Raw genomic sequence first — 13879 nt, 5'->3', positions numbered from 1 at the left:
CGAAAGTGTAACACGTCAATTGTCGCTCAAAGCTACATCTGAAGCATGGCAACACACATCAAAGGGCGCACAATAAACTATAAGAAAGCGACGCGAAACCTGAGCATGCCGCAGCAGCGCCAGAAAACCGCCAGCGGCGGCAGGAGCGCGGAGGTCAGTATCATCTCCAGTACGTGGCGCGGGGTGCGCGTCGTCTTCTGCAAACGCTGGATGCACAGGCGCGCGGTCATATAGAGCCAGGCGGCCACGCAGATTAATGCCAGGGGCCACAGTCCCAGGACGAGGGACGCCAGCAACAGGAGTAAGACGCCAAGGATGCAGTAGTAGTTCCACAACGGTCGGGGCTGGATGCGCTTCCGATAGAGATCGGGATGTTTCTTGAACAGCAAGGCATCATACAGAGCCTTCTTTTGCAGCCGCAGGCTCATGCCCCAATGCGCCGGGCGCACAGGATGCATGACGATGGCATCAGACGCTTTGATGCCACGCAGGCTATGTTCAAGCAGGGTAAAGTAGAGGTCGTTATCCTCGCACCAGGAGGCTCGGAAGCGGGTATCGAAACCATCCAGTTGCTGCAGGACGCTGCGTCGATAAAAGCAGTTGGCCGTCACAAATTCGGACTGGCTCAACTGGGAGACGCTGTATTCGTATTCGGTGTATTCGTGCTGCAAGGGGACCACGATCTTACCAGAGACCGCGGCGACATCGTCGCTAAAGGAGGCCACACCAGCCTTTAGCCAGTTCAGTTCGGGGATACAGTCGTCGTCGATAAAGGCGATCAGTTCGCCGCGGGCCTGCTGCCAGCCAGCGTTACGGGCGGCGGCGGGTCCATGTGGCGCCCCCTCTACGGGTACATACACGATCGCATACCCATCCGACTGCGTCCGCTGCCGCCACTCCTCAATCTGCTGGCGCGTCTGCTGACTATTGGCATCATCAACGATGATAATCTCATACTCGCCCGGCGTGAACTCCAGACTGAGCAGTGCCCGCAGGCACCGCTCCAGGTAATCATAGCGCTTATAAGTCGGAACAACGACAGAAACCATTGGTATCATAGGCGCGCCTGTGTTTCTCAAACAGCGATAACAATCATCTGGGCCCTGGCATGGGCAGACCGGAAGCAGCCAACCGTCTGCTTGCTCTTAATAGCTCTATTATAAGGCATTATCGCCCCGATTTTCATCATCAGGACGAGGCCGCAACGTAGGGGGCGCATTGAACGCGCTATACTTGATATCAGCATTAGAGGCGCCGTTGCGCATCAAAATAGCGAGTGCCTCATCCTGATCATAATCAGACTTGACGGTAACGATCGTGTTCCCGTTCTCCAGCGCACGCTGATAGAATTTGGCATCCTCCTGCGAAAAACCGATACTGCTCAAGATACCAAGGGCGCCGCCCGCCGTAGCCCCCAGCGCCACGCCACCTAGCGTCGCCGCCAGCACACCACCGGCGATCGCAGGACCAAAGCCAGGAATCAACAAAGAAGCTGCGGCACCCAGCAGGCCGCCCAGCACGCCACCACTGACGGCGCCGGTCGCCGCCGGCCGTCCCACATCCTCAACCCCAACATCTGGATTGGCATCGGCCCGCACTAAAAAGCCTATCCGATCATCGTTATAGCCCGCACCCTTTAACTCATCAATCGCTTTACGAGCCTGATCCTGACTGGCGAACACTCCCACCACGATAGAGTTCTGTGTCATCGCCATCACAACACCTCTCTTTCACTAAGCGTAAAATGACACTTTCCATCTAGTTCAATCGTGCTATCCAAATGAAGGAAAGATAAAATACGCCATGCACAAATTTTCTATTACTATACGCCACGCAGTCAATGCTGACATTTATGAGTTTTAAGATGCTACAATAATAAATACGATCCATCTCTTCACGAGTTTGATTGAGTAGACTAACACAAAATGGTAGGATATAAATGTTCAACAAAGATATACAGAAATGGGCACGGCAACTTGCGGCTCAGATTATCCGCCCATTGGCCAACCTGGGCATCACCCCCAATACCCTTACGCTCATTGGCCTCTTCTTCAGCATAGTCACGGCGGTCGTCATCAGCCAGGGGCTCTTCTTGATTGGTGGTCTGCTGGTGCTATTCACAGGCATCTTCGATCTCTTCGATGGCGCCACCGCCCGTCTGCGCAACATTGAGACCACCTTTGGTGCCTTTCTGGACTCCACCCTGGATCGCTATTCAGAGGCAATTATCCTGGGAGGTCTACTGTTCTACGCCCTTTTTCATCCCACGATGCAGGCCAACCTATGGTTTACAGGATCGGCGCAGGTGTGGATGATCGCGCTCATTTATATCTCGATCGTGGGCTCTCTGATGGTTAGTTACACAAAAGCGCGCGCCGAAGGACTGGACATCGAATGTAAGACCGGCCTGCTGGCGCGTCCGGAGCGTGTCGTCGTCCTGGCCGTGGGCCTGCTCTTCGGCCTGACCATGTGGGCCCTGCTGCTCCTGGCCGTTTTCTCCAATATCACCGCGATCGAGCGCATGTTCGCGGTCTATCGCGCCACCCAGCACGCCAACAAAGAGCACGAGGAAGCCTCCAACCCGGCTCGGCAATCACCAATCTCAATCGAGCATACCCAGCCATCGGCCCGAGAGGAGTCCTTCTAGGAATTTATACAACCGCAACCAGGTTTATAGAGCCGCCACGCCATCAAGTAGTCCTCAACAACTTTTTAGGTCGAGCAATCGTGGTATCTATAGGTGCTTGTTATGTAGAGGTATGTCTGACATATATTTGTAGTACCTTATACACAGAAAGGATCAAGATACAGATATGGGACAGCTCGACCAGAAAGTTGCGGTAGTTACTGGCGCTGATAGCGGCATCGGGCGGGGAATCGCTCTCACACTCGCCGAAGCGGGCGCCACGGTTGTCATCAATTACGCGCACGCCAAAGATAAAGCGGAAGAGGTCCGCCAGCAGATCGAACAGAAGTCAGGGAAGGCCCTGGTGGTACAGGCCGACGTCTCGCAATACCAGCAGGCCGTTGGTCTGATCCAGCAGACAGTTGAGCATTTTGATCGCGTCGATATCATGGTCAACAACGCTGGTATGGAGATTCACAGTCCGTTTCTGGATGTGACCGAGGAGCAGTTTGATCGTGTGATGGGTGTGGATCTCAAAGGTTCATTTTTCTGCGCCCAGGCCGCGGCACGCGAGATGATCAAGCGCAAGATCGCTGGCCGCATCATTAACATCTCATCGGTGCATGAGGATCTGCCGATGCCAGAGAACGTCCCCTACTGCTGCGCCAAGGGCGGCATGCGCATGCTGATGCGCACCATCTGCCTGGAACTGGCCCAGCACAACATTACCGTCAATAACATCGGACCCGGCGCCATCGATACGCCGATCGACGCCGACGTGAAGGCGGATCCCAAGAAGTACCAGGCCCTACTGGACGAGATCCCGCTGCACCGCATGGGCCAGCCAGAAGAGATCGGCAAGCTCGCGCTCTATCTGGCCTCCGATGCCGCCGCCTACGTAACCGGCTCCACCTTCTTCATCGACGGTGGCCTGATGCGCAACACCGGCGGACTGTAGGTGCTGGGCATGCCCCCAATACATTAAGGGCATGCAAAACGAGAAAAGACCCCAGTACGTGCGGGGCTTGCCCCCGCTTCTTTGCCTTCCAAAAGGAAAGGTATCCTCAAAGCGATCAAGGACGGTTGAACGCGATGCATCTCATCATGCTCGTTGCTCTTTCGAGCGGCGAGAAAGCAAGCGGGGGCAAGCCCTGCACGTACTGGGGTCATATTCCTTTTTACATGCTCTAAAGTTGAATGTGTTGTTTTCTGATCGTTCGATAATTTTGATAGCTATTATCAAAAACTATAGCTACCACCTCTGAATCCGTTTCTGGTAGAGTATGGACTACACCTACCACTTATCCTGCATACATACACAATGAACGGAGAAAGAGATGGTTGCTAACCGCGTACAGTTGATCGATACACTGGAACAGACCCATCCGACGCTGGTTCGTTTGACGTCCCACCTTTCGGATACTGAGTTGGATTTTCGGCCTGACCCGGAGGCCTGGAGTACACGTGAGATATTAGCCCACCTGGTAGACGACGAGATGTTTGTCATGCGCACGCGCCTGGAGCGGATGGTCAAAGAGGAGAATCCAGTTCTGGCTTCGCACGACGAGAAGAAGTGGTATCGCCAGCGCAATACGGCCCGTGATTCGGTTGATGAGCTCTTGAGCGACTTTGCTACTCAGCGTGCAGCCAGCCTGGGCATCCTCAGGCTTTTCCGCGCTGAAGAGTGGGAACGGACCGCGTACCACCCCGAATACGACCATTTCACGGCCGAAAGATGGGTTGGATATTGGATCGAACACGACCTCATCCATGTACGTCAAATCGAGAGCAATAGCGCCGCCTTTTCAGCCCAATCATAGGCCATTCCCCCTTCTACACGATTCGTTGTACCAGCGTCCACACATGGATTTTATTCCTTGTAGGTGGACGCTGACGTGGAATAGTCGCTATCTACACAGACGACATCGATTAAATGCTCGCGTCGTGCGGTCTATGAAATGGCGCGCTGGCATGGAAGGACTCTTCAGTCAATCCCGGAGGCCACAGGACATGGTCAATCACATGGACGATGCCATTGTCGGCAACCAGATCGGCATGCAATACGTTTGCGTTCTCAACCGTTAAATGGTCCGCCAGTGTAACGTGCAACGGATGGCCGGAGATGGTCTCCAGTTCCAGCGCGGAACCGGCGCTTCCGGACGTTCGCTCCTGCTGAACCAGAGATGTCAGGTCCGCATGCGTCAGTCGCAGCGGCACCAGATGGAAAGTTAGCAAGCGCCGCAGATTATCGATATCTTTGGTCAGATCGAAAAGATCCTTCTCTTTCAAACTCTCAAAGGCCCCATCGGGTGGCGCAAACAGGGTCGTGTTGTCGGCGTAATTCTGCAGATCCGCATTCAGACCGCACGCCGTCAGCATAGTGTGCAGATTAAGAAACGTGAAGCGCGTTGTGCGTGAAAGCAACAGATCATCAATATCTTTCATAACTCACCTACCGGTACAGAGCTACCAGTCTCCTGATTATAGTCAACAACAGCCATCTGCTCGCTGCGATACCGATTGACCGGCCGTTCGTTCTGTGGGGGCAAAGAGCGTAAAGGCCCGGGCACTGACGTCGGCCACAACGGATATACGACTGCTGGCGAGGTAACAGACTGCCTGTCATGTCGTGTTGAAGTTATTACAGCATTATCTGTTGTCTGGAAATTATTCATCCTGCTTATCCTCACTTCCAACAATATCATGTTCATACCCCATACCTCACATCTATGGCACGTTTACCCACCCAAAAAAAGTAACAACAACGCAGTTGGTACAAAACAGGAGGTGCGGCAGGGCTGAAAACCCTGCCGCACCTCCTGTTTTGTACCAACTGCGTTTAGATCATTTATTTAGGAGGAGATAAACTGATTGGTGTAGAGGGAGTTGAGGTCGAGACTGGTTACATTCTTGCCGCTGGCATCTTTGACGCCGCCGGAGTTGAGGATGAATTCAGGATAGCCATGCCAGGCGGCGGCATCCTGCAATCCCCAGCGGCGTCCGGGATCGGCGTAGTGTTCGCTCAGGTACTGCTGGCTGTCCTGGAGGTAGGAAGGGTCGGGGAAGGTGCCCTTCGGGGTCTCCTGGATCAAGATCTGGGCCGACTCGCTGGCATGCGTGCGCGCGTACTCGTAGCCACGGGCAGTGGCCTTCATAAACCTGTGCAGCAGGTCTGGTTTGGCTTTAATCGCGGCCGGGCTGGCAATAAAATTAGGTGTATAGTAATCAGCAATCCCAGAGTTAATGAGAGGGAAGGTGTTTAGCTGCATCCCCTGATGTTTGGCCTGGATACCCTCGGCCCCCTGATAGATCCAGACAAAATCGACGCGATGGCTCTGCAAAGCCTGCAGGGGATCAATGTCCAGGGTGATGCTCTTGAAATTGCCCTTGCCGCCATCGTGCTTGATGATCTGGCTGACCACGGCATTCTCATAAGGAGCGCCAAAGGCTCCGTAGGTCTTGCCATCCAGGTCGCGGGGGCGCTTGATGCCCGAACTGGCCAGGGCGGCGAACTCCGAGGTATTGTGCTGCACGATGGCCGCGATCGAAACGGTCGGCTGACCCACAGCCGCGTCAGCGACAATGGACTCGGTTGAACTGATGCCCACATCGGCCTTGCCATTGCTCACCAACACATCCGGCGTCACGTTCGAAGAATAGGGCAGGATCTGCAGATTGATGCCCTCATCCTGGTACCACTTCTTGTTCATAGCCACATAGACGCCGGTATGGTTGGTGTTCGGGGTCCAGTCAAGGGCCAGTTTCACCGTCGTCAGGGGTTGCTTAGACGTTGTCGTTGACTGGGCGGGCGCGTTGCTGCGCTGCTGCGCCAGGTAAAGGCCGACCACGACCAGGACCACCAGCAGCGGAATGCCGATGCTGAGTAATAAACGCGTGCGAGCTTTCATATAAATAGAAAGACCTTTCTATAAACTATCCAGGTTAGCACTTACGCCCCTGGCGCTGATGCCATGGCAGGGCGATCCCCTCGATCACCGAGACCAGTCCGAAGAGCAATAAGCTTAATACAGCGGTAATCACGATGGCGGCGAAGACCAGCACGATCGCGTTCGAGCTGGCGGCGGTCTTCATGTAGAGTCCCAGGCCCTGCTGTGCCGCCACATACTCGCCCACGATGGCGCCGGTCACGCTATACGTCGCGGCTATGCGCAGTCCCGAGAAGAACGAGGGCATCGCCCCGGGTAAGCGCACCAGCCACAACGTCTGCCAGCGCGAGGCCTTCATGCTGTGCAATAGCTTCATCAGCTGGGGATCTGTGCTCAGCAGCCCATCCAGGCACGCCACCACGATTGGAAAGAAGCAGTAGAGGGTGACCACGATAATCTTGGGCGTCAACTCAAAGCCGAACCAGATCACCAGCAAGGGAGCCAGCGCCACCATCGGGATGGTCTGCGAAGTAATCAAGAGCGGATAGACAGCCCGCTTGACACCCTCGGAGAGATCCAGCAGGATGGCCAGTCCCAGGCCCAGTACGGTCGCGATCAGCAGGCCGATGACGGTCTCCAGACTGGTCTGTACCGTGTGGCCAAAGATGACATCCCAGTTATCATACAGGGCGCGCACAATCGCGACCGGCGTGGGCAATAGATTGCTGGCTATCAATCCAGCACGCACCACCAGCTCCCAGATGAGAAAGAGGCTGACGGCCAGCACAAAGGCGGGACCGTAGCCCGCCAGGCGTTTCAGGGTCATAGCGGTTGCTCCTTCACCAGCTGGGAGAGAAGTTCACGCTCCAGATGGATGGCGGTGTCCTCGGTCAGCATCTCCTGCCGACGTGGTCGCGGCAGGTCGATATCCACGACGCGGAGCACCGAGGCCGGGCGCGCGCTCAGGACGTAGATACGATCGGACAACAAAATGGCCTCTCGTACGTCATGAGTGATAAAAAGGACGCTGGAGTGATACATCTGCAGCAGGTCCAACAGCCACATCTGCAGCGTGATCCGCGTCAGGGCGTCGAGCGCGCCAAAGGGCTCATCCAGCAGCAGAAATGATGAATTGAATAAGACGGTGCGCAGCAGGGCGATGCGCTGACGCATGCCACCCGAGAGCGTATCTGGGTAGCTATCGGCGAACTCATGCAGGCCAAAGCGCTTGAGAACATCGCGTGCCTGCTGCTGCGATTCACGACGTGGCAGACGAAGCACATCCAGTCCCAGAAGCACGTTCTCCTCCACCGTACGCCACGGCAGCAGCAGCGGCTGCTGGGGCATATAGCCGACACAGCCGGCGCGCTTCCCCTGCCAGTCGCCATCGATAGCCAGCGTGCCACTGGTTGGCTCATCCACGCCGGCCACAATATTGAAGAGCGTACTCTTCCCGCAGCCGCTAGGGCCGATCAGCGAGACGAACTCGCCCCGTCCCACCGTCAGATCCAGCGGCTCCAATACATCCAGCAACCGCTTCCCATCCCGATACGTCCTGCTGACACCTTTAACGATCAGCTTCGGCGCATCCTCATGTTTGTTCTGCATCCGTACACCTCAAAAGACTATAAGACCACCGCTTCTACATATCGGCTCAGGGCATACAAAAAACCGCTACCCCAACACAGGGAGTAGCGGTAATCAGATCGGAATAGTGAAGCAGCCTGGTATGGACAGGACAATAGTGCCTGCAGCAACGTCAGCTGACAATCAGATCTGCTACTTCCCTACGCTGGTATGATCCAAGATCAGGTTCAAGGGTCGTGGCGCATATGCTTATATATGCGCCAGCATCTCAGTCCGAAGACTCCCCTAGCAGCAAATTGGCTTTATTCTATTGGTAAACAACCGATGTGCATGAAATAGTGTTTGTATATAGATACGTGTTAAATCTTCGCCCTTTGAGTATACCCCATAGACATCTATTTGTGAAGAAGCATAAAAAATATTGTTTTTCCAAAGAGACAGCGATGGTAGGAGGCGAGGATGTCTCTTTGGAAAAACAATTATAGAGGCTTGATACCACGGGCGGTGAGGATATGCCATACACCCTGAAAATCTTCCTGCACCATGTCTACATGCATCTGGTTAAGTTGGGCCTGGAACTCCTCTTCGGTCGCGATGCCAGTCTTCGCCGCCAAACCCTTCAGGGTATCAAAGGTGGCGATGTAGTTTTCATACTGCTTCTGATGTAGTTCGGTACCACACGAAAAATCAATGACCCAGGGAAAGAGCTTCACCTGCTCAAAGCCGGCGGCTGTAAAGAGTCCTTTGAGAGCGGCCGTCATGCCCATAGTTTTGTGGTCGGGAGAAAAGCCGTATCCCATCTTGCCCAGTGTCCGGTATAAGTAACTCAAGAGATTTTCCACGGCCAGGCTATTCGTGATCCCCATGGTATCAATCTCACTGACGCGAATGATGCCGCCCGGTCGTAAGATATGATATAGCTTTTTCAACACCGGGACCCAGACATCGCGCAAGAGAAATGCCGTTGCGAAACGGATATTGACCAGGTCGAATTCGCCCTCGGCAAAATTGAGGTCCGATAGAACATTACCCTGCACAAAACAGGCGTTGTGGCGCTGCTGAACGCTTGCCCGCGCCCGCGCGTAAGCCAGCAATGGCTCACTCACATCCAATCCAACGACTTCGCACTCAGGGTAACGATAAGCGACGTCCAATACCCAACCCCCGGAGCCACATCCAACATCGAGAATATGCTGGATATCATCCGGGATATCCCCCTCCGGAAAGATTCCCCCCATTCCTTTAGTTACCAGTTGATCTTGCTCCATGATCCTGGTCATCTCTAAAGCATCCTCAGGATCAGCGGCATACGTGTCTTCGCGAACCATGACTCCCTCCATGTAAAAAAACACATCTTTCCTATCAAAAAATGCTTCAAAAAAGGGAACTACACATTAGTGTACTTTTATGGGTGGATAATCGCAACAAACAGGGAAAAAAGTATCATTCAATGCAAATGTATCAATATATCTGACATCTCGCTCACCATATGATGAGACAGATACCACGAACAAAAAAGAGACAGATTGTCTGGCTGCAGGCAATCTGGAGAGGACGCATTGTTATTTTGTGTTGATGCATGGGGGGCGCGGATGCGCCCCCCATGCATCAACACAAAACGGACGCATGAACGTATGGACCCAGAGTATGATATGTTTTTGGTAATGCGCGATCTAGCAAATCTCGAGACTACAGCCATCATCGATGGAACGTTGAGCCAGGAACGCCAGGCGAAAGCTCTCATATGCATCCTGCAGTGTAACCAGGGGAGTGTAATGGGGCTGCTGGATCTGCGTCACAAAATCAGCCATACCGCGCGTCACTGCTTCAACATAATCGGCATTGCGGTCCGCACGATTAAGCGTTGCCTGAACCAGTTGACCAGGCGTCGCGCCGGTAATACCCACGGGGGCCGGTATATCACGTATCGTCAAAGCCACGCCGAGCAAGGACTCGAGCTGATCACGTTGCTCAGCCGGTACAGTACCCTCTAGCTCAAGATGGTCGGGAATCCAGCCGCTCACAACAATTGAGCCGCGCTCCAAAACAACCCGCAAAACCGTTTGCTCAAGGATCGCGGGACGATCAAAGGCATGATAAAAGTTGGCCAGGGTCCCATTGGCATAGGTAACCGCCGCCATCACACGGTCCTGGCGGCCATTGGGTCCCAGGTGAGCCGCGCCTGACACGTGGACAGGGCGGGCGCCACTGATCTGGTTACACAGATCAAAGAAATGGACACCGTGCTCAATGAAGATACCACCACTGCGCGAGCGCTGCCAGAACCAGTGCTGATCATGCAGTGCCTCGTTTGAGGCGACATTTTCCAGCCGCATATAGGTTACCGCTCCAAGCAGGCCACTGTTGGTCACCTTTAGCAGCGTCTCATAAACAGGAACATGGCGCAGCACATAATCAATAGTGAGATGCACCCGTCTCTCCTTGAGCTTCACAAGCAGGGTATCGGCATCATCCAGCTCTACCGCCAGTGGCTTTTCCAGAAAGATATGCTTTCCGGCTTCCGCCGCCGCCATAGCCTGTGACGCATGCAACCAGGGAGGGGTATTAATGGCGACGATATCCACCTCGGGATCGGCCAGCAACGCCGTCAGATCTTCATACGCGCGCGCATGATAGAGCTCGGCCGCGCTACCACGCCTTGCGGCATCGACATCAGTGATAGCCACAATGCGTACCTGCGGCATGGAGGCATAGGCCTGCGCGGTAAACTCACCAAAGCCACCATACCCAACGATCCCCAGACCAATTTGTTTTTCCATTGAATGCTCTCCTTTACTCCGCGCATTTCTACTTCAGGGTACCCAGGATCTCCTGAATCGAGAGCGTAGCACCGCAGACAACCAGGTCGGAGGCTCCATAGTAAACGGTGATCTGGTCGCCCTCCTCAACGATACCGTTGGTGAAGATGACGCTCCCGAAGAAACCATTGGTCTCATACTCGGTTAGCGGCTCCATAATTGGTTCCTCGGAACGCGCCAGCACTTTCGTCGGATCGTTCAGATCAAATAGCAGGGCACCCAGGCAATAGCGATTATGCTCATCGGCGCCATGATAGATCTCCAACCATCCCTCGGGGGTACGTGTGGGGGCCGCGCCACAGCCAATACGAGCGGAGTCCCACTTGCCCGGGCGCGTGCGCACAATACATTTGTGCTTGCCCCAATGGACCATATCTGGCGACTCAGCCATCCAGATGTAATTACCACCCAGGCCACCGGATGCCATTGAAGGACGATGCAAGGCATAATACCTGCCATTGATGCGTTCACTAAAAGGCGTACAATCCTTGTTATTCGGAGAGATCATCATGCCATGGCGCTCAAAGTGCTGCCAATCACGCGTGCTAACCAGGCCAACGCCAAACCCATCAGCCGAAACAGAGGTAAACGTCAGATAGTAGACATCCCCGATCTGCGTCACACGGGCATCCTCAATGCCAAAGGTTTCCAGCGGACCCTCGCCAAGTAGCGTAGGCTCCTCCTCCACCTGGAAATGTATACCATCCGAGCTTGAGGCCAGGCGCAGGTGAGACAACGTGGTCAGATAGGTATCGCCTCGATATGTAAAACTGCGAGGATCAGATGTATACTCCAGTTCTGGATCCCCCTTTTTACAGGAGAGAATACGTAATCCTTTAGGCGCGCTCGGATCAAGCACCAGGGCGCTTACAGTATCATCATTCTGCGCCGGACGCTCAGCAACGCGCAATAATAAATAGGTCTTGCCTTGAAATCTGAAGGCGCCTGGATTCAAGAGGCACTCAACCACCAGCCCATCCATACTGGGTGTTACATCGCGTGGATGCAATAAAGGATTGTTTCCAAATCTTTTGGCAATATCAGCCATGACAGATAGCTCCTTAAATAACAGTTCTCATTGCGCATCCCCGCCAGGGACAGCGCTGAAATTGAGGATATGAGGGCACGGACAGCCTGACAGGAAGATCAGTGCCGTCACATCCCCAATAGGTGATGCACCAGATTAATTCCAACCATTTTGATGGCCCCAGGCCTCAACAATCCTGCGAATAACCAGGATCGTAATCAAGGTTACGACCGCATTGAGCAAGGCGACCGTCGCGCCATATCCAGAGCGGAACTGATCGAACGCCTGGTAATAAATTTCAAGTTGCCAGGTCTGCGTCGCCATCTCGGGACCCCCATGCGTCAACGTATATGGCTCGGTAAAGATCGATAACGCGATACCAACGGCCAGAATCAACACGGTGTAAAAAGCGGGATAGAGCATCGGCAGTGTCACCCGCCAGAAGGCTTTCCAGGGTCCCGCACCATCAATCGCCGCGGCCTCATAGATTTCAATCGGGATACCTTGTAGCCCTGACAGGAAAATCAACGCATAGTAACCGGCCATCTTCCAAACAACCATGGCGATGATTACACCCATTGCCAGTGTCGGATTGCCCAACCAATCTGGAGAGTTCCCAAAAGTCGCGCGCAAAAATGCATTCAACGGACCCGAATAGGACAATACACCTTTCACCACCAGCGATGACACCACGCCGGAAGCCAGGTATGGTAGGAAGAAGGCCACCGCGAAGAGACTCTTCCACCTGGGCAGATGATGCACCACCAGCGCCAGGCAGATGGATGCAACCAGGACCAACGGGATAAAACCAAGCATAAACTTGTAAGATACCCAGAAGGCGGCCCAGACACGCGAGCTCGCTAATGCCTCTTTAAAGTTTGCCAGGCCTACAAAAACAGGCGTTGGCGAAATCAAGTTCCAATCCTGGAATACCAGGTAAATACTATAGACCAATGGAATCAGGAAGAAGATTATCGTAAACACCAGGTACGGACTCGAAAACAGCCAGCCCTGGATCTCCCGCTTGACAGCACCCCGTTCACGACCTCCCCGATTCACCTTATGAGCACCAATCATATCGCTTCCCCTCACAGATAATAGGTATGCCTGGCCTAGCGCAGGACAAACTGAACACCCTTGACAAAGTTGCGGCTAAAGATCATGAACAGCACAAGGATCGGGAATGTCAATAACGCGCCCGCCGCATACAACGGACCCGGATAGGAACCATATGGGCCGAACATTGTTGACAGCAGCACATTCAATGTCTGATGCGCAGGATCCTTCACCACAATCAAGTCCCACATTAACTCGGTCCAGCGATCCATAAACACGAACAAGAAGATAACCGAAGTGATTGAACGCGAGATCGGTATCATAATGCGAAAGATAATCGACAACTCGCTGGCCCCATCCAGGCGCGCGGCCTCGATGATCTCCATATTGGTTGCGCGAAAGAAACCTGTGTACATAAAGATCGCCCACAAACCAACCATCCTCGGGATAATCATTGCCCAGACGGAGTTGTACAATCCCAGGAAACGCACAACCAGAAAGGTTGGCACCAGCAAAATGATGCCAGGATAGAACATCTGGAAAAGGATAAAGCCGTTGATAAACCTCTTCCCACGAAATTCCAGAATCGCCAGGCCATAACCCACAATCGCGCCAATAGCAACCATACAGAAGCTGTCCACCGCCGATACCAGCACACTATTGAAAAGCGCGCTAAGCCACGGCTGCGCCTCATAGCCACCACCGGTCCAGAGCCACTGATATGATTTCAACGTCAGGCCAGCGGGGATAAAAGTCTTGTCAACCTGATCCCAGGGTGCCAGCGATTGCAGCAGGAGATATAAATAAGGGATGATCATTAGCAGCGCCACTGGTATCGCGACGAGATAGAGCCAGTATTTTCTTCCAGCTCGCCCGC

The 13879-nt window shown here is 53.9% G+C and carries 14 protein-coding genes and 1 riboswitch; of the genes, 3 read left to right on the top strand and 11 right to left on the bottom strand.

All coding sequences use genetic code 11. The features are described 5' to 3' along the window. Nucleotides 1-77: 77 nt before the first annotated feature. Together AABA21_RS09910 and AABA21_RS09905 are read right to left on the bottom strand one after the other, a co-directional pair. Nucleotides 78-1058 (bottom strand): glycosyltransferase family 2 protein, encoded by a 981-nt coding sequence (locus AABA21_RS09910; RefSeq protein WP_338249342.1) that lies wholly within the window; start codon nucleotides 1056-1058, stop codon nucleotides 78-80. Between the two features lie 99 nt (nucleotides 1059-1157). Continuing rightward, nucleotides 1158-1715: a hypothetical protein gene (locus AABA21_RS09905; RefSeq protein WP_338249340.1), complete on the bottom strand. Its 558-nt coding sequence runs from the start codon at nucleotides 1713-1715 to the stop codon at nucleotides 1158-1160. A gap of 224 nt (nucleotides 1716-1939) precedes the next feature. On the opposite strand from AABA21_RS09905, the gene AABA21_RS09900 reads away from it, so the two are divergent. From AABA21_RS09900 to AABA21_RS09890, 3 genes are all read left to right on the top strand, one after another. Next, nucleotides 1940-2647, top strand: a complete 708-nt coding sequence (locus AABA21_RS09900) for a CDP-alcohol phosphatidyltransferase family protein (protein WP_338249338.1) — start codon at nucleotides 1940-1942, stop codon at nucleotides 2645-2647. A gap of 166 nt (nucleotides 2648-2813) precedes the next feature. Then, nucleotides 2814-3584: an SDR family oxidoreductase gene (locus AABA21_RS09895; RefSeq protein ID WP_338249336.1), complete on the top strand. Its 771-nt coding sequence runs from the start codon at nucleotides 2814-2816 to the stop codon at nucleotides 3582-3584. A 379-nt stretch (nucleotides 3585-3963) separates the two neighbouring features. Further along, on the top strand, nucleotides 3964-4446 hold the full coding sequence (locus AABA21_RS09890; protein ID WP_338249334.1) for a DinB family protein: 483 nt from the start codon (nucleotides 3964-3966) through the stop codon (nucleotides 4444-4446). A gap of 109 nt (nucleotides 4447-4555) precedes the next feature. On the opposite strand, the gene AABA21_RS09885 is transcribed toward AABA21_RS09890, so the two are convergent. The 9 genes from AABA21_RS09885 to AABA21_RS09845 form a co-directional block, all read right to left on the bottom strand. Beyond that, nucleotides 4556-5071: a fasciclin domain-containing protein gene (locus AABA21_RS09885; protein ID WP_338249332.1), complete on the bottom strand. Its 516-nt coding sequence runs from the start codon at nucleotides 5069-5071 to the stop codon at nucleotides 4556-4558. A gap of 407 nt (nucleotides 5072-5478) precedes the next feature. After that, nucleotides 5479-6534 (bottom strand): ABC transporter substrate-binding protein, encoded by a 1056-nt coding sequence (locus AABA21_RS09880; protein ID WP_338249331.1) that lies wholly within the window; start codon nucleotides 6532-6534, stop codon nucleotides 5479-5481. A gap of 34 nt (nucleotides 6535-6568) precedes the next feature. Further along, nucleotides 6569-7339 (bottom strand): ABC transporter permease, encoded by a 771-nt coding sequence (locus tag AABA21_RS09875; protein WP_338249330.1) that lies wholly within the window; start codon nucleotides 7337-7339, stop codon nucleotides 6569-6571. Beyond that, nucleotides 7336-8121, bottom strand: coding sequence for an ABC transporter ATP-binding protein (locus AABA21_RS09870; protein WP_338249328.1), 786 nt, complete (start codon nucleotides 8119-8121; stop codon nucleotides 7336-7338). Before AABA21_RS09870 ends, AABA21_RS09875 begins: the two co-directional genes overlap by 4 nt. A gap of 159 nt (nucleotides 8122-8280) precedes the next feature. Further along, a riboswitch (TPP riboswitch) is annotated at nucleotides 8281-8397 on the bottom strand. A 182-nt stretch (nucleotides 8398-8579) separates the two neighbouring features. Next, nucleotides 8580-9440, bottom strand: a complete 861-nt coding sequence (locus AABA21_RS09865) for a class I SAM-dependent methyltransferase (protein ID WP_338249326.1) — start codon at nucleotides 9438-9440, stop codon at nucleotides 8580-8582. A gap of 333 nt (nucleotides 9441-9773) precedes the next feature. Then, nucleotides 9774-10880, bottom strand: coding sequence for a Gfo/Idh/MocA family oxidoreductase (locus tag AABA21_RS09860; RefSeq protein ID WP_338249325.1), 1107 nt, complete (start codon nucleotides 10878-10880; stop codon nucleotides 9774-9776). 28 nt (nucleotides 10881-10908) lie between these two features. Then, a complete protein-coding gene (locus tag AABA21_RS09855) occupies nucleotides 10909-11967 on the bottom strand; it encodes a glycoside hydrolase family 130 protein (RefSeq protein ID WP_338249323.1) in 1059 nt (352 codons plus the stop codon). A gap of 135 nt (nucleotides 11968-12102) precedes the next feature. After that, complete coding sequence (locus AABA21_RS09850) at nucleotides 12103-13023, bottom strand: carbohydrate ABC transporter permease (protein WP_338249321.1); 921 nt, start codon at nucleotides 13021-13023, stop codon at nucleotides 12103-12105. A gap of 35 nt (nucleotides 13024-13058) precedes the next feature. Further along, on the bottom strand, nucleotides 13059-13820 hold the full coding sequence (locus tag AABA21_RS09845; protein ID WP_420917141.1) for a carbohydrate ABC transporter permease: 762 nt from the start codon (nucleotides 13818-13820) through the stop codon (nucleotides 13059-13061). Nucleotides 13821-13879: the final 59 nt, after the last annotated feature.

The organism is Dictyobacter halimunensis (assembly GCF_036245075.1).
The sequence above is the reverse complement of the archived record's forward strand: the minus strand, read 5'-3'. Positions and strand labels throughout refer to the sequence as shown.